Consider the following 25,314-nt stretch of genomic DNA (forward strand, 5'->3'; position numbering starts at 1 on the left):
CACAACGCCAAATTGCGTTGCGTGGTGTATGTGCAACTTTACGGTGGGGGAGGAGGCTCAGGTACTCAATGGACATCTCACCGGGCACCATCGTTGGGGGAAAATATCTGCTGGAGAGGCAGCTCGCGCGTCCATTCGCGCGGGTCGCGCGCGACCGAGGCTCGGTCTGGGTCGCGCGCGAGCTGCAGCTGGGCGTGCGCGTCGCCCTGAAGCTCTTCGACCCCGACGCTGGCGCCACCGGGGAGATCCTGTGGCTCGACCGCTGGGTCCGCGCCGCCGCCGAGCTCTCGTCGAGGCACCTGGTGCGCGTGGGCGATCACGGCACCGAGGACGGCGTGGTCTACCTGGCGATGGACCTGCTCTCCGGCGAGGATCTCGCGGCGCGCCTGGTCCGGCGCGGCCGGCTCTCGCTGGAGGAGGCCGCGCGCATCGCGGCGCAGGCCGGAGACGCCCTGCAGATCGCCCATGCGGCGGGCCTGCTCCACCAGGGCCTCCGGCCGGAGAGCCTCTTTCTCGCGCTCGAGGGTGACGAGGAGGTCGTGAAGGTGCTCGACTTCGGCCTCCCGAGGGCGGTCGCGCCGCGGCTCCTCGGCGAGATCGCGGCCGAGGTGAGCGCGAGCTCGCTCCACTACCTCAGCCCGGAGCAGATCCGGTCGGAGCGGACCCTCGACGTGCAGACAGATCTCTGGTCGCTCGCCGCCATCCTGTTCCGTGTGGTGACGGGTCACCTCCCGTTCCCCGGCGACATCGCCAGCGTCGTCGCCTCGAAGATCCTCCTCGCGCCGGTGCCCGCCGCGACGCGGCTCGCGCCGAGGCTGCCCGCTGTCCTGGACGGCTTCTTCGAGAAGGCGTTCGCGCGCGACCGGGCGCGGCGCTTCCGGTCGGTGGAGGAGATGGTGGCGTCGTTCGCCCGCATCGCGGAGCACGCGCCGCCGCCCTCTTCCGGCCTCCAGCGTCCGCCCGCGTCGGCGCGCGCCCTCGGGATCACCTCGGCGCAGCCGCCGGTCGTGGCGTTCGCGCCGGCGAACGCGGAAGCGCCTCGCGCTGCCGCGGAGGCTGGCTCCGAGCCGCCGACCGCGAGCCGGACGACGCCGCCGGACACGCTGATCGGCGCGGAGAGCGCCAGTGTGCTGCGCGGGCTCGCGTCGCCCGCCCGCGCCGGCTGGCTCCTCCCGGCCGGCCTCGTCGCGCTGCTCGGCGTGGCGACGTTCGTGACGATCGCGCGGCCCGAGCGCCCCAGGCCCGCGATGGCCGCGACCGGCGCCAGGGCGTCCGTGCGCTCGGCGGCGCTCGCCGCTCTCAGGATCCAGGCCGCGCGCGCCGCCGCGATCGAGGCTGCCGCCTCGCCTCCGGCGCGGCCGGCGTCTCCCGCGCCTCCTCAGCGCGGCGCCCGCGCAGACGCGGCCGTGCCCCCGATCACCGCATCGTCGCGCCCCGCTCGGCCGGGTGCCGCCGCGTCGAGCGCTCCCACGGCCGGGCGAGCGCGACAGAGCTTCACGCACGACTGAGCGCTGCGCCCTGCGCGTTCCGTCCTACGCGTCCTGTGCCGTGTCGGCCGATGCGGCCCTCTCGGCGGCGGCCTTCTCGGCGGCGGCCTTCTTCTCCTCGGCCGCGTCGCTCGCCTTGCGCGCCTCTTGCGCCGCGCGGATCGCCGACAGCGCCGCGCGCGCGTCGACGCGCGTCCGTTCGGTCTCCGCGCCGGGCTCGCTCCCGTTCCCGATCCGCGCGCCGGTCATCGTCTCGAAGTACCCCGACTCGACCCAGATCGCGCCGAGCGTGTGCGCCATCTCCGCGCCGTCCGGCCCGAAGTACCCGATCGCCCCGCCGTAGATCCGGCGCGGGCCGGCCTCGAGCTCACGGCTGACGCCGCTCGCGCGCGCCGTCGGCGCGCCGACCGCGCTGCCGCTCGCGAAGGCGGCGCGCAGCACCTCGATGGGCGACGCGTCGCCGGCGCGCAGCACCTCGATGGGCGACGCGTCGCCGGCGCGCAGCACCTCGATGGGCGACGCGTCGCCGGCGCGCCGCTCTGCCGAGGGAGCGCGCTCGACGCGGACGAGCGTCTCGCCCGACGCGCCCGCGATGGTGAGCCCCGGCGCGAACGGCGACTCCGCGAAGTCGAGGAAGTAGAGGTGGGTCGACGGTGCGAGCACCCGCAGCGCCCGGTACACGTCGAACGGATCCGCCCCACGCAGCGGCGCCCGGAACTTGCGGGCGAGCACGATCTGCGTCGCCTCGCCGGCCGCGACGCGCTTGTGCGCGGCGGCCACCTTCGCGGCGAAGTCCTCGTCGGCGACGGGCGTCTCGAGGTGCTCTGGCACGGCCTCGGGATCGAGCGCGGGCAGGCTCCGCTGCTCCGGACCGTGGGACAGCTCCCAGGCGCATCGGCTCACGGCGCCTTGCGACGGGCCGGCGATGGTCATTGTCTGCGTCACGCTGTCGAACACGACAACGGTCGCGTCCTTCATGACCCGCCCGAGGTACGCCTCGTCGGCCCACGGCTCGACGCCCACGAGCTGGTGCACGGCGTCGTAGGCGACGAAGCCGACCCATGCCTGACAGACGCGGGCCGCCAGGTCGCGCGCTGTGTCCCGTGCGCTCGGCGCATTCGGCGCATTCCACGTGTCCGCCGCCGCCGCTTGCGCGAGCTCGTCTGCGAGCGTCGCGAACGGGTCGAACCCGCTCGGGAGGAGGCTCTCGGCGCGCGCCCTGTAGCCGAGGATCGCGTAGCGGCCCCAGCGCTCGCCAGGGAGGGCGGACTCCAGGATGAACGACGACCGGCCCGGCGACTGGGCGCGGAGCGCGGCGTACGCGCGGACCGGCGTGACGTGATCGGCCGGCAGGGTACGGGTCACGACGGAGCTCATCGCGGCCCAGCCTACACGACGTTGCGCTGCGCCGCGAAGGAGGGCAAGGTACCTCGAAGGACGCGGTGCGAAGCGCGATCGCCCTCTCATCGGCCCTCCGCCTTGTCGCCTGCGGCGGCTGGCTCCTCGCCTGTGGCAGCGGGCTTCTCGCCTGCGGCGGCGTGCAGCCCGTGCCGGAGGGCGCGCACACGACGGTCGTCTCGCTGCGGAAGATCGACTGCGAGGCGTGCGGCGCCGAGCTCATCGCGGATCTCCGCGAGCGCCCCGGCGTCTATTCGGCGTCCTTCGACAGGCGCCGCGCCGAGATCTCCGTCACCGCGTCGAGCTCGTTCGACGTCGCCGGGACGGTGAAGCGGCTGGCCGCCGACGAGGGGTTCGAGGCGGTGCTCGGCGCCGGCAAGGGCCAGTACCGTGGCTGGGCCACGTTCCCCGAGGGCGCGGACGCCCGGACGATCGAGGAGGGCGGCGCGGACATCCCCGACCTCGGCGGGCAGATCGTCCCGGGCAAGGTCACGGTCATCGACTTCGTGGCGGCCTGGTGCATGCCGTGCCGCAAGCTGGACGCGCACATGGTCACGGTGCTCGAGGCCCGCAAGGACGTCGCGTACCGCAAGCTCGACATCGTCGACTGGGACAGCCCGCTCGCCCGGCGGTACCTGAAGCAGGTCTCGAAGCTCCCGTACGTGATCGTCTTCGACACGACCGGCGCGCGGGTCGAGGCGATCGCGGGCCTCGCGCTCGACGAGCTCGAGGCGGCGATCGAGCGCGGCGCGCGTCGCTGAGCCGGCGCTCGCCCGGTCGCGTCGGTGCGTCCACACGAGCGCGCGGCGCTGGCCCGGTCGCGTGCGTGCGTCCACACGCGCGCGCGTCGCTGAGCGGGCGCTGGCCCGGTCGCGTGCGTGCGTCCACACGCGCGCGGCGGGCCTTCGTGTCGCCGCTCGGCGAGCGGATCAGTAGTGGCCGAAGAGGTCCTGGATGCGCGACTCGAGCGCGACCGCGATCTTGTAGAGCGACGAGATGGAGGCCGACGACTCTGCGCGCTCGATCTGCGATAGCAGCGACACGCTGAGCCCCGTGCGGCGCGCCATCTGCTTCAGCGTGAGGTCCTTGTCCTTGCGGAGGTTCCTGATCGTGTCGCCGATGACGCGGTGGAGCTGCTCCTCGGGCGTGCGCGCGAGGCCCTTCTTGCGCATCACGCGGGCGAGCACCTCGCGGAACTCGTCCACGTTGAACGGCTTCTTGATGTAGTCGACCGCGTCGAGCTTCATAGACGCGACGGCGCTCTCGAGGTTGGGGAAGCCGGTGAAGATGACGACGGCGATGTCGTTGTCGACCTTGCGGATGCGCTTGAGCACCTCGATGCCGTCGAGCTTCGGCATCATCAGGTCGAGGATGATGAGGTGGTAGCCGCCCGTGCGCACCTCTTCCTCCACGGTCGTGGGGTCGCCCAGCGTCTTGACCTGGTACCCGTCGCGCTCGAGCAGCGTCTGCATGTAGTCGCAGATCGCGCGGTCGTCGTCGACGATCAGAATGCGTACAGCGGGAAGCTCAATTGCCACCTGTTCCTCCTCTCACGTCACGACCGCCGGAGCCGGACGGTCGCCCTGGTCCGTTCTGGAAGGGGCCGCCTGTGCGGTCCCCTGCTCAACGTTGCGCGGGCAGCGGGCGAGGCCCTCATCGGCGCACCAGAAGCCTCGCTCTCTGCTTCCTTTCGGCAACATCGGGATTCCAGTGACACTTTAACACGGCCTGAGCAAGGTAGGACGGGACTTTTTTCTTGCGCTCCGATGATTCTTGGCTTCGTGAAACGTCCGGGGCGCCGCAGGGCCCCGAAGTGACCGAATTTCTGCCGTTTTTTGTCACCTTGCTGCCATGTGGCGCTCAGGCGTCTCTCTGGGCGTCGCGCGAGCCCATGGTGCGGCGGTGCGCCCCTGGTCATTTCGTCTTGACAAGCGGCTCACCTTTGGCGATGTTGCGCGCCCGCTGTTCAGCGGGCGTTGCCTTTGCGGCAGCGAACGGGGCGTAGCGCAGCCTGGTAGCGCACTCGGTTCGGGACCGAGGAGTCGGAGGTTCAAATCCTCTCGCCCCGACTCACTTCTTCGTCACTCCATCCGGTGGAATCGCTCCAGGGCGGCCCTGTCCGCCCCGAGCAGCTCTCCCCGCGTTCCTAATCTACGCCGCAGCTTCAGCGCGAACGTCCCCTACGTTGCCGCAGTCGCCCGGCGTCATTGCCTGAAGCCCAGCTGCCCCCAGCTGCCCGCCAACACCCCCTTTGGACGGCGGAAGGCCCGAGGGGGGCAGCTCGCCGCGCGGGGTGGGCACGGGCTGTTGTCCGAGCCCAAACCCTTGTGGACGGCGGAAGGCCCGAGGAGGGCAGCCCGTCCCGCGCGCCTCTACCCCGTCCGTCCCGCCAGGTTGGCGATCACGGCCGCCAGCTCCGACGCCTCGATCGGCTTGGGCACGTGCGACTGGAACCCCGCCAGCAGCGCGCGTGTCCGGTCCTGGGCGCTCGCGTACGCCGTCAGCGCGGCCGCAGGGATGCGCCCCCCTTGCTCGGGGCTCTGCGCGCGCAGGCGCCGGATCAGGCTGTAGCCGTCCTCCCCGGGCATCCCGAGATCGCTCAGGATCACGTCGGGCTTCTCTCGCTCGATCGCCAGGAGCGCCTCGTCGACCGTCGCGACCGCCGTGATGCTCGCCCCCTTGCGCTCCAGCACCGTGGTCACGAGCTCCCGCGCGTCCGGCTCGTCGTCGACCATCAGCACGCGGACGCCCTGGAGCGTCGGCTCCGGCTCGTTGGACAGGGGGACCAGCCCCTCGGCCTTCCGGAGCGCCGTGAGCGCGCCCCGGGGCGCGAGCGGGATGTCCACCGTGAACGTCGCGCCCTTGCCGTCCCCGGCGCTCTCCGCCTTCACGGTGCCGCCGTGGAGCTCGATCAGGTGGCGGGCGATCGCAAGGCCGAGCCCGAGCCCGCTGTGCGGCCGCGTGCTCGTGCTGTCGGCCTGGCGAAAGCGGTCGAACACGTAGGGCAGGAACTCCGGGACGATGCCCTGGCCCGTGTCGCTCACCTGGATCCGGGCCAAGCCCTCGGCCCTGCCGAGCTGGATCGAGACCTTGCCGCCGCGCGGGGTGAACTTGATCGCGTTCGACAGCAGGTTCCACACCACCTGCTGCAGCCGGGTCTGGTCGCCCGAGATCGGCCCCGCGTTCGGGTCGAGCTGCACGAGCAGCTCGATGCTCTTCGCGTCCGCGCCGTGGCGGACCGCGTCGATGGCGGCGTTGATGATCGGCGGCAGGTCGACGAGCATCACGTCGAGCCGCAGCTTGCCGGTGATGATGCGGGAGGCGTCGAGCAGATCCTCCACGAGCTGCGCCTGGAGCGTGCCGTTGCGCTCGATCGCCTCCAGCGCGCGGACGTGCGTGTCCGGCTTCAGCGAGCCCTGCCGCAGCATGCGCGCCCAGCCGAGGATCGCGGTGAGCGGGGTCCTGAGCTCGTGCGAGAGCGTCGCGAGGAACTCGTCCTTGGCGCGGTTGACCTGCTGCGACTCGCGGTAGAGCTGGGCGTTGTCGAGCGCGAGCGCGGCGAAGTTGCAGAGCTCCTCGGCGAGCGCGAGATCGTCGACGCCGTAGCGCCGGCTCGACTCGGTCGAGAGCAGCGTGATCGCGCCGCGCGTCCGCCCCCGGGCGCGCAGCGGCACGATCATCGCCGAGCGGATGCCGAGCTCCCGGACCAGCGCCAGGTACGCCGGGTCGTGCCCGCCGGACCAGCACTCGTTGCCGGGCTCCCGCGACGAGGCGCGCTGCCACGCCATGCCGTCGACGTCGGGGAGCAGGAGCGACTCGCCGCACCGGAGCACCGTGTGCACCGCGCGCGGCACCTCGGGATCCCTCGGGTAGCGGATCGGGAGCTCCCGCCCGAGCGCCTGCTTCGCGTCGCTCGCGTGCACGGCGGCGAGCCGGCTCAGCGAGCCGTCCGGCTCGACGATGTCCACCACGGTGGCGTCGGCGATGTGCGGCACCGCGAGGCGGGCGACGTTGGCCAGCGTGGTGTCGTACTCGAGGCCCGACAGCGCGAGCTGCCGGCTCGCCTCGCCGATGAAGTAGCGCCGCTTGTCGGCGAGCCGCTTCTCGGTCACGTCGCGGAAGACGAGCACGAGCCCGACGAGCTCGCCCCCCTCGCTCCGGATCGGCGCGCCGTTCGAGTCGATCGCGAGCTCCGAGCCGTCCTTGCGCAGGAGCAGCGTTGTGTCGTCGAGCCCGATCATGCCGCCGTGGCGCAGCACCTCGGTGACGGGGTTGTCGAGATCGTCGCGCGTCTGCTCGGAGATGACGCGGAAGACATCGGACAGCCGGCGGTCCCTCGCCTCGTCGAGCGTCCAGCCGGTCAGCGTCTCGGCCACGGCGTTCATGAAGTCGATCCGCCCGGAGCCGTCGGTCGAGATCACCGCGTCGCCGATGCTCTTCAGCGTGGTCGAGAACTTTGTCTTGCTGACCCTTAGGTCCGCCTCCAGCTGCTTGAACTGGGTGATGTCGGCGAAGATGGACACCGCGCCGAGCATCTCGCCGTCCGGCGAGAAGAGCGGCGCGCAGCTGCCGAGCAGCATCCCGTGCGTCCCGTCGAAGCGCTGGAAGTGGATCTCCTCCGCGGGCACGGTCTCCCCGCTCGACAGGCACCGCGCCATCGACCAGTCGCCGCCATCGAACGGCCGCCCGTCGGGGTGGAAGGCGCGGTAGCGCCCCCAGCCCTCGACGTTCTCGGCGGTGGAGCTGCCCGCCCAGATCCGCTCGGAGGCGCGGTTCTGGAGGATCAGCTTGCCCTGGCTGTCGGAGACGATGATGCCGTGCGGGCTCTCGCTGAGGAGCGCGTCGAGCAGCCCGCGCTCGTGCTGCGTGATCACGCGCAGCCGCTCGACCTCGCGGCGCAGCGCCTCGACCTCCGTGTCGACGGGCGGCACCGACTCGGCGAGCGGCGTGAGCTCGAAGGAGGCGCTCGCGGTCGGATCGAAGCTCACGATCGCGCGATCGATCTCCATGACCGTCGGGCCGATGAGCCGTCGCTGCTCCGTGGTCCTGGCCGCGTCGTACAGCAATGCCCGCGCCTGAGCGAGCGCCGCGACGATCGGCATGTCCGGGCGTTCGGGCATAGGGTTCAAGGGATCCCACGGCCGCAGGACGCGAACAAGATGCTACGTGCGCGACCTGACAAGGAAATCGCGTCGGTGAGCGTGAACTTCTCGGTGGACGGACTCATCCGGTGAGCCGGGGTACGGCCGCGTCGCTGGAGGGCGGACGGGGTGTACCCCGGCGGGGTCGGCTGCGTCGATTGGGCCGGTCGCTGGTCGCGTCGGCCGCGTGGGCTGCGGCCGTCGCGTCGATTGGGCCGGTCGCTGGTCGCGTCGGCCGCGCGGGCTGCGGCCGTCGCGTCGATTGCGTCGATTGCGTCGATTGCGTCGATTGCGTGGCGCGTGTGAAGGTCAGCTGCGGGCGGCCTGGATCTGCTTCGCGAGCTCGGGCACGGTCGCGAAGAGATCGGCGACCAGGCCGTAGTCGGCGACCTGGAAGATGGGCGCGTCGGCGTCCTTGTTGATGGCGACGATGACCTTCGAGCCCTTCATCCCTGCGAGGTGCTGGATGGCGCCCGAGATGCCGACGGCGATGTAGAGCGAGGGCGCGACGACCTTGCCCGTCTGGCCGACCTGGAGGTCGCTCGCGGCGTAGCCTGCGTCGCACGCGGCGCGGCTGGCGCCGACGGCGGCGCCGAGGACGTCGGCGAGCGGGTCGAGGACCTCGTTGAAGCGCTCCTTCAGGGCGCGGCCGCCGGAGACGACGACCTTGGCCTCGGTGAGCTCGGGGCGCTCGCTCTTCACCTGGTCGAAGGAGACGAACTCCACGCGCTCGGCCGCCGCGCTCGGCGGGACGACCGCGACCTGCTCGATCGGCGACTTCGACCCGGTGGGCTCGGCGGCGGCGAACGCGCTCTGGCGGACGCTCACGACCTGGACGGGGGTCGAGACGGTGCAGACGCCGTACGCGTTGCCGGCGTACATGGGGCGCTTGTACTTGAGCTTGCTCCCCTCGGCGATGAGCTCGGAGATGTCGCTCGCGAACCCTGCCGAGAGCCGCGCCGCGACGCGCGGGAGCAGGTCCTTGCCGTAGGCGCTCGCGGTGCCCACGACGACGGCGGCGCCCTTGGCGGCCGCCGCGACGGTCGGCACGTAGCGCTCGGCGACGTAGTCCTTGAGCGAGCTCGCCTGGGCGACGAGCACCTTGGCCGCGCCGAGCGTCGCTGCCTCGGCGGCCGCGTCGCCGAGGGCGTCGCCGATCACGAGGATCGAGTACGTCCCGCCGAGCGCCGCCGCCGCCTGCCTCGCGAACGTGACCGCGGAGTGGGTCGTCTTCTTCAGCTTTCCATCGGCGGCCTCGGCCACCACGAGAACGTCAGCCATGATCCCTCCTGCACCTCGTCGACCCGTCCGTGCGGGTCGGGGGTCCGCGTCCGCGGCACCCTCGATGTCATCGACCTCTGTCGCGTCCCGTCTGTCCCGTCGTGCTCTGCCCCGTCAGATGACCTTCGCCTCGTTCTTGAGGCGCGAGACGAGCTCGCTGACGTCCTTCACCTTGATGCCCGCCTTGCGCGCGGGGGGCGGCTGGAACGCGCTGTACTGGACCTTGAGCGCCTGGTCCGCGGCGAGGTCGGCGAGCTTCACCTCGGCGAGGGGCTTCTTCTTGGCGGCCATGATCGCGGGGAGCGCCGCGAAGCGGACGCCGTCGTTGTACTTGAACGCGGGCGCGGTCTTCTGGGAGTAGACGCTCGTCGGCGCCACGATGCGCAGGTCGACGGTGACGACGGCCGGCAGGCGCACGCGGAGGGTGGAGACGCCGCCGTCGACCTCGCGGCCGACGAGGAGCGCGCCCTTCTCTTCCTTGATGGTCGCGGCGAACGTCGCGAGCGGCCAGTCGAGCAGCTCGGCGAGGATCTGGCCGACCTGGTTGGAGTCGCCGTCGACGGCCTGCTTTCCCATCACCACGACGTCGGGCTTCTCGCGATCGACGAGCGTCTTGAGGGCGCGGGCCACGAGGTCGCCGTCGAGCTTGTCGTCGGTGACGTCGACCCGGATGGCGCGGTCGGCGCCGGTGGCGAGCGCGGCGCGGAGGGTCTGCTCGGTCTCCTTCGGTCCGAAGGTGACGACGACGACCTCGCCCGCCCGCGTCTTCGGCGCCTTGCCGTCCTCGGTGAGGCGCAGCGCCGCTTCGAGCGCGTACTCATCGAACGGGTTCGGTTTCCACTCGAGCCCGGTCGTCTCGATTTTGTCCCCGGAAGCGGGGATCTTCACCTTGTTCGCGTTATCCGGATCGGCGACGCGCTTGAGCGGAACGAGGATCTTCACGGCTCGGTGGCTCCTGTTGCTGTGTGGTAACGCAGAGCGTAGTCCGCCTCGGCGAGGACGCGCCATGCATGCGACAGCCGTGCAGGCGGACCCATGCGTGGACCCGGTGCGCGCGGCTGAAACAGCACGCCCGAGACGGAGGGAGCCGGTCATGGCAGCGTCGACGTGGTGCGTCAAGCAGGCGCGACGGCCGATTTGAAGGGGGAGGGCCCATTGTGAGGGGCCTCGCGGCGCGGGGAGCGAGGGAGGTGGGCCATTGTGAGGGGGTGGCGGAAGCAGGGCGCCGCGGATGAGATCCGTGGAGAGGGGGGCGTGACGGATGCGATCCGTTGAAAGGGGCCCGTCGGAGGGGGTCGAGATGGATGCGATCCGTTGAAAGGGGCCCGTCGGAGGGGGGGTGACGGATGCGATCCGTTGAGAGGGGCCCGTCGGAGGGGGTCGAGATGGATGCGATCCGTTGAAAGGGGCCCGTCGGAGGGGGGTCGAGATGGATCGAGTCAGCCAGGAGGGCCCGTCGGAGGGGGGTTGAGACGGATCGAGTCAGCCAGAAGGGCCCGCCGGAGGGGGGGTGAGACGGATCGAGTCAGCCAGAAGGGCCCGCCGGAGGGGGGTTGAGACGGATCGAGTCAGCCAGAAGGGCCCGCCGGAGGGGGGTTGAGACGGATCGAGTCAGCCAGGAGGGCCCGTCGGAGGGGCGGCCCCGTCAATCCACGCCGGTCGCCGGGGCTCCCTCGTCGATCGCTTTCTCGCCTGCGTCGGGCGGGGCGCCGCCTTCCTCGTCGGTCTCCTCCTTGCCACCCGCGCGCCGGCGCTCGGCCTTGGCCGTCTCCCGCTGGAGCGGCGCGAGCAGCCGGCGCGCCGTCTCCTCATCGGCCTCCTCGAGCTCCAGCATCTGAAGGACGCTGCGCACCACCTTGATCCAGCGATTGCGCGCCCGGAGCTGCCCGCCGGGCGATTCGACCGCGCCCGGCCGGTCCTCCGCCGAAAGGTGGATACGCTGCGCGTCGAGCTTGCCGAGCTCGTCGCCCGCGGCAAACCACGCCTGCACCGCCTTGAGCAGGTTGCCCCCCGGCGTCGGCAGCGCCCTGAGCGCCGCCTTGGACTCCGGCGTCAGCCGGTCGCGCGCGAGCTTCACCTCGCCCGCCTCGTCGCTGTAGCTCGCCCCGATGAACTTGAGCCCATCCGCGAAGAGCTGATCGCGGATCTCGAGGTAGATCGCCGCGTCCTCGGGATCGTCGGCCAGATCGGCGAAGCCGGTGAGCACCGCATGGGCGCCGCGGGCCTTGCGATCATGGGTCTGATCGGTCGCGACCAGCTTCTGCTGGATCTCGGAGAGCTCGTCGCCCGCTTTCTTCTGCCGCCGGTGCGACTTCAAGACGCCTTCGTGCACCGCCTCGATATCGTCGATGAGCGGGGCACACCGCTTCAGCGACACGAGGCGCGGCCTTTCGCGCTCCGGGTCGAGCCAGGCGCCGGTGATCTGGACCATTTGACGAGGAGAGAGGTCTTTGAGGGCCATGGTGCCTCCTTGGTTGTCCTCCGGCGACGCGCCGGGGAATGCACCATTCGTCAAGCTCTCAGGCAGGATGGGAATAGTAAAGACTCTTTTGCGCTGGGCGAGGTTTCGAGTCGGTCCGCGGCGCGCCCGGGAGGGGCGCCGCGGCTCGATTCCGGCTCAATTGCAGATGATCCGCGGCTCGAGAGGGGCTCGAGGGGGAGGACGGTGTTATCGCCTGTAATTGCCTTTTGCTCCGGAAGCTCGGGTGGTCCGGCGCTGAGGGCCCTTCAGGTCCCCTCGCTCGGCGGCGGCTCCTCGACGTGGCTCGCCTGCAGATCGCCCCGAAGGCGTTTCCGCAGCTGTTCATCCATGCGGGTCGCGTACTTCTCGTGGACGCCGAGCGCCGCGGCGACCTGGGCCCACGAGAGCTCCTGCCAGTACCGCAGCTCGATGAGGCGCGCCTCCCGCTCGTCGAGGCCGCGGAGCGCCCCGGCGAGCGCCTCGAAGGCGCGTGTGCGCGCGAGCGCGTCCTCGGGGCGCGCCCTGAGCTGCTCGCCCGTGTCCGCCACGAAGCGCGTGAAGACGAGCGTCCGGCAATGGGCCATGAGCTGGCCCGACGCGTCGTCGTCGTCGTCGCTGAACGGATCGCTTGTGTCGCGCAGCGACTCGGCCGCGTCGAGCGCGGCGGCGGCGCCGGCGCGCCGGATCGGCGCGTCGCGGGTCAGCTGCCGCATCACGGCGCCGGCGACCCGCTTCCAGGCGTAGATGCCGAGGGGGACGCCGCGCGTTTCATCGAACCCGAGCCCGGCTTCCAGGAGGGCCTGGTAGGCCGTCTGCTCGCAGTCCTCGATCCCCTGGCGCGTCCGCACGCCGTAGATCCGCGCGGTCGCCCTAGCGACGCGGCGAGCGAGCGGGAGCGCCGCCATGATGCGCTCCCGCGGGGGGTGAGGTGGAGGAGGACGCCGGTCCCTGATCAATGCCGCCCGCCGGAGGTCCCGTCGTCGGGCGCCGCCGCCTCCTCGCTCGCGCCCCCGCCCTCGCGGGCCATCGCGCCGCTCCCGGCCGGGACGTAGCCCTTCGCCCGCAAGCGAGCGTGGAGCGGCGCCGCCGTCGGGTGGGTCGTGATGAAGACCGTGAGGAACCTGCGGTAATCCTCGAGCTCCTCGGGGGAGAGCACCCCGAGGTACGGGCCGAGCGCGTCGGCGAGACAGGCCTCCACGATGGGATCGGCGTCGCCGGGCGGCTCCAGGTCGTCGTGCTGGTCGGAAGCGTCGTGCGTCATGGGGACCTCGCGCAGGGGGCCCGCGTGCGTGCGGCGCCCCTTTCTTCTCCTAAATCACTGCCGGGTGATCGTTTCAGACAAGGAAAGCGACGCGCCGGGATCGTTTTGTCGCGCCCCGCCCCCGGAGGCGCGCTGTCGCCGGGCGCGGCGGGGTGCCGGGGCGGGGGTGCCGGGGCGAGGGGCCGGGGCGAGGGGCCGGGGCGAGGGTGCCGGGGCGGGGGGCCGGGGCGGGGTACCGGGGGCGGGTGGAGGGTCCGACGGTGCGCCGGAGCGCCGGGGTGGGCCGCGGACGAGGCCGCGACCGTGGCCACGATGGCTGGTAACGGCTCGAATCGACGTCGTTTTTCAGGAATCGACATCGCCCGTGCATTTTCTTTGTCTGAACCGGCGCCCTGGTCGTGATTTCCATCTCAGGAGACCTCGCTGGTGGAATGCGGCACCTCAGACGGCTCAGGGCGCTCGGGCGATCCCAGGGATGTGCTGGAAGGGACCCCTTACCGGGCGGTCCGGGTGCTCGGGCGTGGGGGCATGGGGGAGGTCGTCGAGGCGGAGCACCGAGCGCTCCGGAAGCGGGTCGTGGTGAAGCTGGTCCGCCGCGCGCTGGCGCACGATCCGCGGTTCGCGGACCGGCTGCAGGTAGAGGCGCGGGCGCTGGCGGCGGTGTCGTCGCCGCACGTGGTGTCGGTCCTCGATCTGGGGCAGACGTCGTCGGGGCGCCCGTACTTCGTGATGGAGCGGCTCGAAGGGCGGACGCTCGGGGAGGAGCTCCAGCGGCGCGGTCCGCTCCCGGTGGCCGAGGCGATCGATCTGGTGCGGCAGGTGCTGGCGGGGCTCGCGGCGGCGCACCGGGTGGGGCTCGTGCACCGCGACGTGAAGCTCGACAACGTGTTCCTGTGCGCGCCGGGGGCGGCGGCGCCGGGCGGCGCCCGGGTCGCGAAGGTGCTCGACTTCGGCGTCGCGAAGGTGCTCGACGGCGCCCTGGCCGGCGCGGCGCCGGGGGCGCCGTCTGCGGTGGACGGGCCGGCGTATCCGACCGACGCCGGATTGCTGGTGGGGACGCCGCGGACGGCCTCGCCGGAGCAGGCGCGGTGCCAGCCTGTGGACGCGCGGGCGGATGTGTATGCGGTGGGGCTGCTGATGTATACGCTTGTTGTGGGGCACGGTCCGTTCGCCCATGTCGAGGACGCGCTGGGGGTGCTGCGCGCGCACGTGCTGGAAGCGCCGGCGCCGCCGTCGCGGGTGGCGGGGCAGCGGATCCCGCCAGCGCTGGACCGAGCGGTGCTGAAGGCGCTGGCGAAGCGGCCGGAGGAGCGGTTCCAGAGCGCCGAGGCGTTCGGGGAGGAGCTGGGGCGGATCGCCGCGGAGCTCGCGGAGGAGGACGGGAGCGGGAGAGCGGCGCGGATGCTGGAGGCGGGGTGGGGGCCGCAGAGCAGGGCGTGGTTCGAGGCGATGCCGGAGGGCACGAGCGGGGCGAGGGCCGGCGCGGGGGTGGCGGGCGTGGCGGTCGAGGCGGGGGCGGCGCCGGTGGACGCGCGGCTGTTCGCGGCGCTGACGCTTGCGAGCACGGTGGTGTTCTCGGCGATCGCGGCGCTGGTGTTGCGCGGGATGGGGGTGTGGTGATGGCGCGGGAGGCGCTGAAGGCCGGGGACGTGTTCCTGGACTACCGGATCACGGAGGTGATTGACGCGGGTGGGATGGGAGAGGTGTACAAGGCAGTGGAGGACTACTCGGAAGATGTCGTGGCGATCAAGTGCATGCTGCCACGGCATCTGAAGAGAGAGGACTTCGCGAGGCGGTTCCGGCAGGAGTGCAAGTTCTATCCGAAGCTGAAGCACCCGAACATCGTGAGGATGAAGAAGGCGGGTGTGTCGCCGGATCACGTGGCGTACATCGTGATGGATTACCTCGAGGGCAGGACGCTGAGGAAGCTGCTCAACAAGGCGTACCGTCTCGATTTCCTGAGCGCGATGCACGTGATGCTGCAGGTGGCGGACGCGATGACGTTCGTGCACTCGAAGGGGATATGGCACCGGGACCTGAAGCCCGAGAACATCATGGTGGGGACGAAGGCGGACGCGAAAGGGCACGTGTGGCTGCTCGACTTCGGGATAGCGAAGTTCGCGGACGGCGGGATGAACACCGATGATCTGCCGGACGTGGGGACGGTGAGGTACATCTCGCCGGAGCAGGTGAAGATGCTGTACACGAGCTCGAGGAAGGCGGAGCGCGTGGATCGGGCGAGGCCGGATGGGCGCACGGACATCTACGCGTTCGGGGCGATCTTCTACGAGGTGCTGACGGGGAAGCACCTGTTCCTGGACGACAGCGAGCCGGCGACGGCGGAGGAGACGCTGACAGGGCACCTCGTGGCGGCGCCGGAGCCGGTGCACGAGATCGTGCCGGATTGCCCCGAGTTCGTGTGGCCCGTGGTGGCGCGGTGCATCGCGATCGACCGGGAGGAGCGGTATCCGAGGTTCGACGACGTGGCGCGGGACCTGCGGGGGCTCTTGAGAGAGACGGTGCCGGCGGGGCACGTGCTGGCGCAGCGGCTGGCGCGGGAGCGGATGGAGGCGGAGCGGCAGGCGGCGTTCGCGGGGGTGGCGCTGGAGGACAGCGCGCCGGTGGAGGGCGAGGCGGAGACGGAGGAGGCGCACGGGAAGAGCGTTGCGGAGGGCGGGATGGAGCGAGGGAGCGCAGCGGCGGAGGAGGAGAAGAAGAGAGGGCGGCGGGTGGTGCACGGGGAGACGGCGCCGCTGGAGCAGTTCGTGGCGCCGGCGAGCGCGCTGCCGTTCGCGCCGTCGTCGCGTGTGCCGCGAGGGCGGGGGGTGGGTCATACGGAGCCGCTGCCGGCGCTGAAGGCGCTGGAGTCGACGGCGAAGCTGTCCGGGGCGTGGGCGGAGAGGATGGCGCAGCGAGCGGGGGCGGCGGCGATGCCGCAGCCGCCGGCGGAGGTGAGGGCGGGGAGTTATGCGGGGCCGGCGCCGATGCCGCAGTCGCACGGTGGGCCGGCGTCGATGCCGCAGTCGTATGGTGGGCCGGCGCCGATGCCGCCAGCGGAGGTGAGGGCGCAGGCGTATGCGGGACCGCCGCCGATGCCGCAGTCGCACGGTGGGCCGGCGCCGATGCCGCAGGCGCAGGGCGGGGCGCAGGCGTATGCGGTGCCGGCGCCGATGCCGCAGTCGTACGGTGGGCCGGCGTCGATGCCGCAGGCGCAGGGCGGGGCGCAGGCGTATGCGGTGCCGGCGCCGATGCCGCAGTCGCACGGTGGGCCGGCGCCGATGCCGCAGGCGCAGGGCGGGGCGCAGGCGTATGCGGTGCCGGCGCCGATGCCGCAGTCGCACGGTGGGCCGGCGTCGATGCCGCAGTCGCACGGTGGGCCGGCGCCGATGCCGCAGGCGCGTGGCGGGGCGCAGGCGTATGCGGTGCCGGCGCCGATGCCGCAGTCGCACGGTGGGCCGGCGCCGATGCCTCAGGCGTATGCGGGACCGCCGCCGATGCCACCGTCACACGGCGGGCCGGCGTTGCACGCGGGGGCGCAGGGGTATGGTGGGCCGCCGCCGTCGCCGGTGATGGAGACGCAGCACGCCGTGCCATTGAGGGAGGCACGACGAGCGGCGCCGCAGCCGCAGGAGGTGGAGCTGCCGTACGTGACGCCGCAGCTCCTGGCGACGGAGGCGTCGCGTCCGGGAACGGCGCCACCGATCGCGGTGAGGCCAGCGGCGCCGAGCTCGGTGACGGCACCGAGCGCGGGGCCGGCGGAGTCGTTGCGGAAAGAGACGTCGATGACGCCGGTGGCGGCGCTGTTGACGCAGCCGCGGCGAGCGCCGAGGGCGTACGTGCTGGCGCCGCTGGTGGCGCTGGCGCTGACGCTGGGAGGCGTGGGTGCGGTGCTGGGGCTGCGCTCGACGCGCAACACGGCGCCGGAGCCGGTGACAGGAGAGCCGGCGGCATCGGTGGCGCCGGCCGAGAGCGCGACGGCGAGCGCGGCAGCGGCGCCGGCCGAGAGCGCGACGGCGAGCGCGGCAGCAGCGCCGGTCGAGAGCGCGGCGGCAGCGGCGCCGCTGCCCGAGGCGAGCGCGGCGGCGCCCGCGCCGGAGGTGGCGGCAGCGCCGGAGGCGGTAGCAGCGCCGGAGGCGGCAGCAGCGCCGGAGGCGGCAGCAGCGCCGGAGGCGGCGGCGAGCATGGCCGAGGCGGCGGTGAAGGCCGGAGCCGTGGAGAAGACGGGGGCGGCAGCGGAGGCCGAGGCGCCTGCTCCCAAGGAGCAAGCGGCGGCGAAGGCAGAGCCTGCGAAGGCAGAGCCTGCGAAGGCAGCGCCTGTGAAGGCAGCGCCGGCGGAGACGGAGGACGACGAGGACTTCTACCCGATGCCGAAGCGTCAGAAGCCGTCGTTTCTGAGGGTGATCGAGGAGCGGAAGAAGGCGGCGCCTGCGAAGGCAGCTGGGCCATGCGCCACGGCGGGGTGCAGGCCGTTCTAGTGTGTGGTCGCTGAGGAGAGAGGTCTTCGATGGGCAGCAACAAGGACAGCGACGACATCCGGCAGTACCTGCCGGACCTCGAGAGCATCCGGCGCGAGGCGGATCCGGAAGTGGCGGAGCGGAAGCTGCGGCAGGCGCAGAACAACCCGGAGCTGGACCGCGCGCTGTCCGAGATGCAGCAGCAGAAGCCGACGGGACAGCCGCTGTTCCAGTTCCCGGTCGTGCCTGCGCTGGCCAAGGGGCAACCAGCGGTGCCGCCGCCGCTGCCGGTGCAAGCGGTGCCGCCGCCGTTTCCGGCGCAAGGGAGGCCGCCACCGATGCAGGTGCAAGGGGGGCCGCCGCCGTTTCCGGCGACGGCGCCGCAGCAGGCAGTGCCGCACGGGGCGGGGGCGCATCAGCAGGTGCATCCGCACGGGGCGGCGGCGCATCAGCAGGTGCATCCGCACGGGGCGGCGGCGCTGCCGCATCAGGGCGCGGCGGCTCCGCAGCGCGTGCCGGTGCACGGCGCGCCGATGCAGCAGGGAGCGCTGGTGACGCAGCGTGTGCCGGTGTTCGGGGGCGCGGCGGCGCCGCAGCGCGCGCCGGTGCAGCAGGGCGTGCCGGCGCAGCAGCCGGGGGCGCCGGCGCCGAGCCAGTGGGCGGACCGAGGGCTGCCGCCGATCGACAAGTCCCTGCTGCCGTCGTCGTTGCTGCCGGTGACGCCGCCGCCGGTCGCCGTGTCGAAGGAGCCGGTCGTGACGCCGGCGACCGGGCAGCGGCGGCAGTGGATGCCGACGTGGCTGATGGTGCTGCTGGCGATCATCGCGGTGAGCAGCCCGTTCGTGCTGTCGATGATCTTGAAGAGATCTGCGCCGCCGAAAGAGCAGGAGCCCGCGCTGCCGCCGAGCGGGGCGCCAGTGCAGAGCGCGACGGCGCCGCCAGCGGTCTCGGAGCTCTTGCCAACGGCAGCGCCGGCACCGCCGGAGGCGGTCGAGCCGAGCCTCGACGACACCGCGCCGCCGAGCGAGCCGCCCGCGCCCCCGCCGGAGGCCACAGCGCCGCAGGTGCCGGCGCCGGAGGCGCCCGCGCGGCCGGTGCGCCCTGCGCCGCACCGACCGCCGACGCCGGCGGCGCCTGCGCCCACCCCCGAGAAACAGCTTGCCGATGACGTGATGGAGTGAACCCGCGTGGAGCCATGATGATGAACTGCCGAAGCCTTGCCGTGTTGTTCACTGCCGCGACCGTGATGGCCGCTGCCGATGTCGCCAGCGCGCAGCCTGCCGCGCCGCAGGAAGCGCCCGCCAGCGCCGGCGCCAACGCGAGCGCTGGCGACGCGGTGACGCGCGCCGATGCGTTCTTTCGACAAGGGCTGCGCCTCTACTCGGACAAGAAGTACGTGGAGGCGGAGAAGGAGCTCGAGTCGGCGTGGGAGCTGAACCCGACGTTCGACGTGGCGTACAACCTCGGAAACACGAAGTACCAGCTGAAGAAGCACCGAGAAGCAGCGCAGCACCTTTCGTTCGCGCTGAGGAACTGGCCGCTTGTGAAGACGGTGGCGAAGCTGAAGCCGACGGCGGAGCAGCGATTCGCGGAGTCGCGAGCGCAGGTGGGTGCGGTGGCGGTGACGGTGGGTGTCGCAGGAGCGGAAGTGCTTGTGGACGGCAAGCCAGTGGGGCGAGCGCCGCTGGAAGGGGAGGTGTTCGTGGAGCCGGGCGAGCACCAGGTGGAGGCGAGGCAGGTGGGGTATGCGCCGGCGAGCCAGACAGTGACGGTGGCGAAGGGAGCGACGGCGGCGGTGACGCTGGCGCTGGCGGCGGCGAAGAGCGAGGGGGCGACGGCGGCGGGGACGACGGAGGGGGGCGGGAGCGCGGTGGGGGCGGGGGCGGGAGGGCCGGTGATGGGGCAGCCGCCTGCGGCACCGGTGGAGCCGCCGCCGAAGAAGAACTGGGTGCCGGTGATCGCGCTGGGCGCGGCGAGCGCGGTGGGGTTGGCGGTGGGCATCACGTCGACGGTGCTGTCGAGAAATGCGCGGAGCGATGCGGAGGGATATCGAGAGCAGATCCGGCAGGCGAACAGAGGGTGCATCGATCCGCCGAGCGATTTGAACGACACGTGCCGCGACGTGGAGAGCGAGGCGGAGCGCGCGGCGCGATTCGGCACGGTGTCCGTGATCGGCTACGCGGCGTCGGGGGCGCTGGCGGTCGCCGCGGTCACGTATGCGCTCTGGCCTCGACGCGCCGCACCGGCGGCGCACGGGGTGCGCGTGTTGCCGGTGACGAACGTTGGCGGGGGCGGTGTCGTCGTCGTGGGAGCGTGGTGAGCGGGGCGATGGTGAGCACAATGAAGAACAGGCGGCTGACGTGGTTGATGTGCTGGAGCGCCGCATCGGTGATCGCGAGCGGCTGCGACTATCTATCGATCGGGCTCGACAACGACTGCGAGTTCCTGCTCACGTGCGGTCACTTCCCGGGCGGTGATGCCGGTGGCACGCCCGAAGGGTGCATTCCGAGCGAGTTGACGTCCGCCGTGAGCGATACGTGCGGCGTGTTCGTGGCGACGGGCGGTGACGACAATGGCGCCGGGACGAAGGCGGACCCTGTGAAGACGCTGAGCGTGGCGATCTCGCGAGCGACGAAGCAGGGAAGCGCGGTGTATGCGTGCGCGGAGGAGTTCAAAGAGGCGGCTGAGGTGCCCGCGGGCATGGCGATCTTCGGCGGGCTCGACTGCGCGAAGGGGTGGATCTGGGCCGGCGAGGAGAAGAAGACGAGCGTGGCGCCGGGCGAGGAAGGGATCGCGCTGAAGGTGCTGCGGGGCGATGCCGCCGTGAGGATCGAGGACGTGTCGGTGCACGCAGCGGATGCGGAGGCACCGGGTACGTCATCGATCGCGGTGCTGGTGGATCGAGCGACGGTTGACCTGGCGCGGTGCGAGCTCATCGCGGGCAAGGGAGCGGATGGTGCGGAGGGAGAGGATGCGCCGAGCGAGGTGCCGGCGCAGGCGGCGCCTGGGAACGCGGGGACCGATGCATGCACTGATCTGGACACCTCAGGAGCACCCGATGGCATGCTACCGGGAGGAGCCCAGATCGAAAATGCGTGTGGCGGAGCGTTGTCGATCGGCGGAGGGGGCGGCGCTGGCAGGGTAAACAACGGCGATGCCGGCCAGATAGGTCAGAGTGGGCCATTTGGGGCGGCAGGTGTCGGAGAACCACCGGCAGGGGCTTGGAGTTGTGGTGGTCCTGAACCGAACGGAACGGGCGATGGCGGCGCCGACGGTACGCCGGGTGATGTCGGGGAGGCTGCGAGTGGTCTCGGCACGCTGAGCTCGTCGGGCTACGCGGGCGTGAGCGGCGGAGACGGCGGACCGGGCAATCCCGGGCAAGGCGGCGGCGGAGGCGGCGGTGCGAAGGGCGGCGCAGCGATCTGCCCAGGCGCCATGCCCGGAGCCGGAGCGAGTGGCGGCAGCGGCGGACCTGGTGGCTGTGGTGGGCTGCCCGGGCAAGGCGGCGGCGCCGGCGGAGCGAGCATCGCGCTGGCGAGCGTGGAGGGGAAGGTGACGCTGATGGACTGCGTGCTGAAGGCGGGCAATGGAGGCAAGGGAGGCGCTGGCGGCGACCTGCAGCCGGGCGGGCTTGGCGGTCTCGGCGGAGTTGGCGGCGTGGGCGTGGGCGGGTCGAAGGCTGCGTGCGACGGGGGGAAGGGCGGCCAGGGAGGCAACGGTGGTCCAGGAGGAGGAGGCCTCGGCGGGCCGTCGCTGGCGATCGCGTACCGCGGCGAGGCGATCAAGCAGGAAGGGCAGACGATGCTGATGCCCGGCACGGCGGGAGCTGGGGGGCCGGGTGGAAGCAACAATGTGTCGGAGAACGCGGGCGAGGAAGGCGCGGCGGCGGCGGAGCAGGAGTTTCCGTAAGCAAGCGATGAGGTAGCGGGCGGCGTCGCCGGTGGCGCCGCCTGCCGCCGCGAAGCGTGGAGGAAGGAGGTGCTGACGATCGCGCGAAGCGCCATCGAAGGGGTGAGGTGTGCCCACGGATGACGTGCGCGGCGGTGAGCAGATCCTCGGGGATCGCTGCTACCGGCGAGCGGCGGAGAAAGTGAGGACGACCGTATGATTCGGTGACAATCCCGCATGACTGCGCGTAATTCGGTGAAAAAGCTTCGATTTCAAAAGAAGGCCCCAGGCGAACTTCATGGGGGCCACAGCGGGCAAGGGCGGAGGCACGGCGCCGAGTAGAAACGCCGGCGAGGTGGGCGTGAGCGGAGAATGTTGGGGCTTCACGGGCAATGCGAGCTGCGGCAGTGACGTGAGCAGCGTGGTGGAGATGATTGAGAATTCTTGAGAGCTGAGCGCAAGGCGGGCGAGCGACGGACGAGCGCTGTGCGCCGCGAGCAGCTGAGCTGAAGGAGGAGACAAGAAATGGTTGGACGCACCCCGCGCCGGGGTGATAGGGACTCTTTTGTCGCGGAGACGCGGCACGGTGGGCTTCCCGGCGCTGACAACTTCACCACCTTCGAGTGGACTGCTCAAGGCGCGGGCGGAGGGACCGTTGATCTGCTGACTTCTTCTGCGTCGGGCCGCGAGAGCGGATGTTATCCGACGGTCATTGAAGGAAGCCCGGCAGCAGATCGCTTTTGCGCTGTGGGAGAGCTTCGAGGCGCGGCCGCGGGGGGATGGACGCACCGCCGCGCTGGATCCCGGACTGCCGTCGCAGGCGAGACCTCTCCCGTCCCGCGCGGAGCGCGGGACATGGGAGGGGCGGACCGCGCGCAGGCCCGTAGAGCCGAGCACGGGCCGGGGGTGGGCATCCTCGTGCTCATTGCGTTCGTTGTCAGCACCCCCGGGCGAACTGCGTGGTGCGAGCCGCGGGGGCGGGTGGTCATGGGAAAAATGGCCGACGCGACGCTGGCGAAGAGCGAGGCGTCGACGACGGCGGGAGTGACGACGGCGGGGGGCGGGAGCGCGACGGGTGCGGGGATCGTCGGGCTCGTGGCGGGGCCACCGGCGGTGGTGGTGGAGCCGCGACGGCTGCCGGATAAGAGGAACTGGGTGCCGGTGATCACGCTGGGGGCGGCGAGTGCGGTGTGGCTCGGCTTGGGGATCGGGATGACGGTGGCGTCGAACAGCGCGAGCGCGGATGGGCGCGCGCAGGCCAATGGAATCCTCAACGCCGGCGGTGGCTGCCAGGATGCGCCGGCCAGATACCAACAGGCGTGCTCCGAGCTTCGGACGACGGCCTTCCGCGTCGACACATTCGGGCGTGCAGCGACCGTCGCGTATACAGCATCGGGCGTGCTGGCCGTCGCAGCCGCGACCTATGCGCTGTGGCCGCGTTCGGGGACCAAGGCGTCAAGCAAGGTGCGTGCTCTACCCGAAGCGTCCATCGGTTACGGGGGGATTGCGGTGCGGGGGGTATGGTGAAGAGCCGAAATGAGGGGACGATGAAGAGTGATCGAGTTCGCTGGCAGCCATGTTTCTTGGGGTTGGTCGTTTGCGCCGTCGGTTGCGACACGCTGTGGAGCAACGTCGCCGAGGATTGCGAGGTTACCCTGTCGTGCGACCATCACCGCGGGCTGTGGGATGGAACAGGCGGCGGTGTCTCGAACCCTGCGTGCGAGGCGGACCCGACACAGGACGCGAGCACTGTGACGGACGAGTGTGCGGTGTTCGCGAGCGCGACGGCGGAGGCGGGGGGAGATGGGACGAAGGCGAAGCCGTACGTGTCGCTCGGCGAGGCCGTAGCGAACGCGAACGGCAAGCGGGTGCTGGCGTGCGCGATCGAGCCGTTCGCGGAGAGCGTGACGATCGAGGCCGGGGTGGAGGTGATAGGGGGCTTCGACTGCCAGGCGGACTGGACGTGGAGCGAAGAGGCGCGGAGCGCGATCGAGGCGCCTGCAAACCAGATCGCGCTCACGGTGTCAGAGGCCGCGAGCGGGGTGAAGGTGAGGAGCTTCGCGGTTCGCGCGGCGAGTGCGACGGAGCCGGGCGGGTCGTCGATCGGCGTGGAGGTGGCGGACGTCGAGGCGGAGCTTGCGCAGGTGGACGTGACGGCGGGCGACGCGATGGACGGTGCAAACGGCCAGACGCCGACGCAGGTGCCGCAGGCGGGGGCGAGCGCATCGGAGGTCGTGTCGAATGCGTGCCAGGTCGTCTTCGGCGGCGAGCCCGGCGTGACGATGTGCCAGGACGGCGAGACGCGCGGCGGAGCCGGTGGGCTCGGCGGGATCACGGGTGCCGACCAGGGCAACGGGCAGAGGGGTGCGGATGGGGCGCCATTGCCCGAGCCGAACCCGGACGAGTATGGGCTTGGTGGAGCAGGGCAGACCGGTGGCAATTGCCGACAGGGAGAGCCCGGTGCGCCTGGAATCACCGGCGCTCCCGGCGCTGCCGGCACCGGCACGACGCTGACGCTGGCCGGAATCGTTGGCGGCGACGGTGGTAGCGGCACATCTGGGAAGCGAGGTCAAGGAGGAGGTGGCGGCGGAGGCGCGAAAGCAGGGCTGTTCTGCGGGCCCGTCGCGAACCCGGTGAATGGTCCCGGCGCCAGCGGCGGCGGAGGCGGAGCCGGCGGTTGCGGCGGTAAAGGAGGCGATGGCGGGAAAGCCGGCGGATCGAGTCTCGGGATCGTCAGCCTCGGGACGAAGCTGGTGCTGACGGAAGTGACCGTTGTGGTGGGCCAGGCAGGGAAGGGAGGAGATGGAGTGGCCGGTCAGAGCGGGGCGAATGGCGGCCTCGGTGCCATCGGAGGAAATGCATCGGGCACGTCGCCCTCAATTGCCGGTTGTGATGGCGGTAAAGGCGGGCGAGGCGGAGCGGGTGGCCCCGGGGGAGGCGGTCGAGGCGGCCATGCGGTGGGCATCGCGTTCGCGAGGGGGCCGAGCGCAGCGGTAGCGCTGAAGGGTTTTACCGAAGGCGCAGCTGGGGACGGCGGCAGCGCGGGGCCGGGTGGGAACGCGGGTACGCGCGGAGCGAGCGGAGCGTGCTGGAACTTTGGTGGAAACGAGAGCTGCGGGCAGTGAGAAAAAGGTGTTGCTACGTGGTAATTTCGTAGAGCTCAACGGAATGCAATTGAAGGTGGAGGAGACCTCGGTGGGCCGTCGTTCGCGGCCGCCTACGGGGGCGAGGCGGTGAAGCAGGAAGGGCCGACGACGTTACAGCCCTGAACGCCGGGCGCTGGGGTGAGCCGGCGAAGGCAACAACGTGTCGGGTAACGCGGGCGCGGAAGGCACTGCAGCGGCGGCGCAGGCGTCTCCGTAAGCCATCGATGAGGTAGCGGGCGGCGTCGTCGACGGCGTCGGTCGCCGGCGCGAAGGGCGTCGGAAGACGGTGCTGGCGATCGCATGGAACGCGATCGACGGGGAGAGGTGCGTCCTCGGGTGACCCGCGCGACGGCCAGCGGATGCTCCGCCGGTATCGCAGGCGACGGCGGCAACGCGAGGCCGACGGGAACACTGGCGAACTGGGGGCGAGCGGAGCGTGCCGGAACTTCGGTGGAAACGAGAGCTGTGGGCAGTGAGAAAGAATGTGCCGTTGCGTGAGAATTTCGAATGGCTCAAGGGAATGCGGTTGCATCACGAGAGTCGCGGCTTGTGAGCCGCTGAGCTGAAGGAGAGACAAAGATATGAGTGGACGTGCCCCGTATTGGGGTGGTAGGGACTGTTTTGTCGCGGAGACGCGGCACGGTGGGCTGCTCGGCGCTTACAACCTCGCCACCTTCGAGTGGATTGTCCAAGGCGCGGGCGGACGGACCGTTGATCTGCTGAAACCTTCTGCGTCGGGCCGCGAGAGCGGATGTTATCCGACGGTCGCTGAAGGCAGCCCAGCAGCAGGTCGTTTT

17 protein-coding genes and 1 tRNA gene are annotated in these 25,314 nt (G+C 71.5%); 10 read left to right on the forward strand and 8 right to left on the reverse strand.

What is annotated here, in order from left to right:
• Nucleotides 1-68: 68 nt before the first annotated feature.
• Nucleotides 69-1,508: a protein kinase domain-containing protein gene (locus WME90_RS03470; RefSeq protein ID WP_437279630.1), complete on the forward strand. Its 1,440-nt coding sequence runs from the start codon at nucleotides 69-71 to the stop codon at nucleotides 1,506-1,508.
• Nucleotides 1,509-1,532: 24 nt separating this feature from the next.
• Here WME90_RS03470 and WME90_RS03475 read toward each other — a convergent pair whose 3' ends face one another.
• Entirely contained in the window at nucleotides 1,533-2,864 is a 1,332-nt protein-coding gene (locus WME90_RS03475) for a chorismate-binding protein (RefSeq protein ID WP_437279631.1), read from the reverse strand.
• A gap of 65 nt (nucleotides 2,865-2,929) precedes the next feature.
• Between WME90_RS03475 and WME90_RS03480 the strand changes: the two genes are divergently transcribed.
• Nucleotides 2,930-3,646, forward strand: coding sequence for a TlpA family protein disulfide reductase (locus tag WME90_RS03480; protein WP_437279632.1), 717 nt, complete (start codon nucleotides 2,930-2,932; stop codon nucleotides 3,644-3,646).
• 168 nt (nucleotides 3,647-3,814) lie between these two features.
• Here WME90_RS03480 and WME90_RS03485 read toward each other — a convergent pair whose 3' ends face one another.
• Nucleotides 3,815-4,423, reverse strand: coding sequence for a response regulator (locus WME90_RS03485; RefSeq protein ID WP_012233257.1), 609 nt, complete (start codon nucleotides 4,421-4,423; stop codon nucleotides 3,815-3,817).
• A 457-nt stretch (nucleotides 4,424-4,880) separates the two neighbouring features.
• Here WME90_RS03485 and WME90_RS03490 point away from each other — a divergent pair.
• Nucleotides 4,881-4,954 (forward strand) — tRNA-Pro (locus WME90_RS03490).
• A 303-nt stretch (nucleotides 4,955-5,257) separates the two neighbouring features.
• Here WME90_RS03490 and WME90_RS03495 read toward each other — a convergent pair.
• The 6 genes from WME90_RS03495 to WME90_RS03520 all read right to left on the reverse strand — a co-directional run bounded on the left by WME90_RS03495 (nucleotide 5,258) and on the right by WME90_RS03520 (nucleotide 13,029).
• Nucleotides 5,258-8,005, reverse strand: coding sequence for an ATP-binding protein (locus WME90_RS03495; protein WP_437279633.1), 2,748 nt, complete (start codon nucleotides 8,003-8,005; stop codon nucleotides 5,258-5,260).
• 330 nt (nucleotides 8,006-8,335) lie between these two features.
• Nucleotides 8,336-9,307 carry an electron transfer flavoprotein subunit alpha/FixB family protein gene (locus WME90_RS03500; protein WP_437279634.1) on the reverse strand — a complete coding sequence of 324 codons (972 nt, stop codon included), beginning with the start codon at nucleotides 9,305-9,307 and terminating at the stop codon, nucleotides 8,336-8,338.
• A 114-nt stretch (nucleotides 9,308-9,421) separates the two neighbouring features.
• Nucleotides 9,422-10,249 carry an electron transfer flavoprotein subunit beta/FixA family protein gene (locus tag WME90_RS03505; protein WP_437279635.1) on the reverse strand — a complete coding sequence of 276 codons (828 nt, stop codon included), beginning with the start codon at nucleotides 10,247-10,249 and terminating at the stop codon, nucleotides 9,422-9,424.
• A gap of 703 nt (nucleotides 10,250-10,952) precedes the next feature.
• Complete coding sequence (locus tag WME90_RS03510; protein WP_437279636.1) at nucleotides 10,953-11,768, reverse strand: hypothetical protein; 816 nt, start codon at nucleotides 11,766-11,768, stop codon at nucleotides 10,953-10,955.
• Nucleotides 11,769-12,034: 266 nt separating this feature from the next.
• On the reverse strand, nucleotides 12,035-12,673 hold the full coding sequence (locus tag WME90_RS03515; RefSeq protein WP_437279637.1) for a sigma-70 family RNA polymerase sigma factor: 639 nt from the start codon (nucleotides 12,671-12,673) through the stop codon (nucleotides 12,035-12,037).
• Between the two features lie 47 nt (nucleotides 12,674-12,720).
• Nucleotides 12,721-13,029 (reverse strand): hypothetical protein, encoded by a 309-nt coding sequence (locus WME90_RS03520; protein ID WP_437279638.1) that lies wholly within the window; start codon nucleotides 13,027-13,029, stop codon nucleotides 12,721-12,723.
• A 477-nt stretch (nucleotides 13,030-13,506) separates the two neighbouring features.
• Between WME90_RS03520 and WME90_RS03525 the strand changes: the two genes are divergently transcribed.
• From WME90_RS03525 to WME90_RS03555, 7 genes are all read left to right on the forward strand, one after another.
• Nucleotides 13,507-14,649, forward strand: a complete 1,143-nt coding sequence (locus tag WME90_RS03525; protein WP_437279639.1) for a serine/threonine-protein kinase — start codon at nucleotides 13,507-13,509, stop codon at nucleotides 14,647-14,649.
• A complete protein-coding gene (locus WME90_RS03530; RefSeq protein ID WP_437283554.1) occupies nucleotides 14,649-17,504 on the forward strand; it encodes a protein kinase domain-containing protein in 2,856 nt (951 codons plus the stop codon). Before WME90_RS03525 ends, WME90_RS03530 begins: the two co-directional genes overlap by 1 nt.
• A gap of 29 nt (nucleotides 17,505-17,533) precedes the next feature.
• Nucleotides 17,534-18,664, forward strand: coding sequence for a hypothetical protein (locus WME90_RS03535; protein ID WP_437279640.1), 1,131 nt, complete (start codon nucleotides 17,534-17,536; stop codon nucleotides 18,662-18,664).
• A 41-nt stretch (nucleotides 18,665-18,705) separates the two neighbouring features.
• Nucleotides 18,706-19,803, forward strand: a complete 1,098-nt coding sequence (locus tag WME90_RS03540; protein WP_437279641.1) for a PEGA domain-containing protein — start codon at nucleotides 18,706-18,708, stop codon at nucleotides 19,801-19,803.
• A 20-nt stretch (nucleotides 19,804-19,823) separates the two neighbouring features.
• Entirely contained in the window at nucleotides 19,824-21,392 is a 1,569-nt protein-coding gene (locus tag WME90_RS03545) for a PGRS family protein (RefSeq protein WP_437279642.1), read from the forward strand.
• An 885-nt stretch (nucleotides 21,393-22,277) separates the two neighbouring features.
• On the forward strand, nucleotides 22,278-22,898 hold the full coding sequence (locus WME90_RS03550) for a hypothetical protein (RefSeq protein WP_437279643.1): 621 nt from the start codon (nucleotides 22,278-22,280) through the stop codon (nucleotides 22,896-22,898).
• A 224-nt stretch (nucleotides 22,899-23,122) separates the two neighbouring features.
• On the forward strand, nucleotides 23,123-24,496 hold the full coding sequence (locus WME90_RS03555; RefSeq protein ID WP_437279644.1) for a hypothetical protein: 1,374 nt from the start codon (nucleotides 23,123-23,125) through the stop codon (nucleotides 24,494-24,496).
• The last annotated feature ends 818 nt before the right edge of the window (nucleotides 24,497-25,314 follow it).

It is taken from the genome of Sorangium sp. So ce375 (assembly GCF_051473855.1).
GTDB lineage: Bacteria > Myxococcota_A > Polyangia > Polyangiales > Polyangiaceae > Sorangium.

Bases quoted from the DNA above. Each gene is read 5' to 3' on its own strand.
- WME90_RS03510 (WP_437279636.1), bottom strand. From the start codon at position 11,768: ATGGCCCTCAAAGACCTCTCTCCTCGTCAAATGGTCCAGATCACCGGC.
- WME90_RS03495 (WP_437279633.1), bottom strand. From the start codon at position 8,005: ATGCCCGAACGCCCGGACATGCCGATCGTCGCGGCGCTCGCTCAGGCG.
- WME90_RS03545 (WP_437279642.1), top strand. From the start codon at position 19,824: ATGAAGAACAGGCGGCTGACGTGGTTGATGTGCTGGAGCGCCGCATCG.
- WME90_RS03470 (WP_437279630.1), top strand. From the start codon at position 69: ATGGACATCTCACCGGGCACCATCGTTGGGGGAAAATATCTGCTGGAG.
- WME90_RS03475 (WP_437279631.1), bottom strand. From the start codon at position 2,864: ATGAGCTCCGTCGTGACCCGTACCCTGCCGGCCGATCACGTCACGCCG.
- WME90_RS03520 (WP_437279638.1), bottom strand. From the start codon at position 13,029: ATGACGCACGACGCTTCCGACCAGCACGACGACCTGGAGCCGCCCGGC.
- WME90_RS03535 (WP_437279640.1), top strand. From the start codon at position 17,534: ATGGGCAGCAACAAGGACAGCGACGACATCCGGCAGTACCTGCCGGAC.
- WME90_RS03500 (WP_437279634.1), bottom strand. From the start codon at position 9,307: ATGGCTGACGTTCTCGTGGTGGCCGAGGCCGCCGATGGAAAGCTGAAG.
- WME90_RS03530 (WP_437283554.1), top strand. From the start codon at position 14,649: ATGGCGCGGGAGGCGCTGAAGGCCGGGGACGTGTTCCTGGACTACCGG.
- WME90_RS03515 (WP_437279637.1), bottom strand. From the start codon at position 12,673: ATGGCGGCGCTCCCGCTCGCTCGCCGCGTCGCTAGGGCGACCGCGCGG.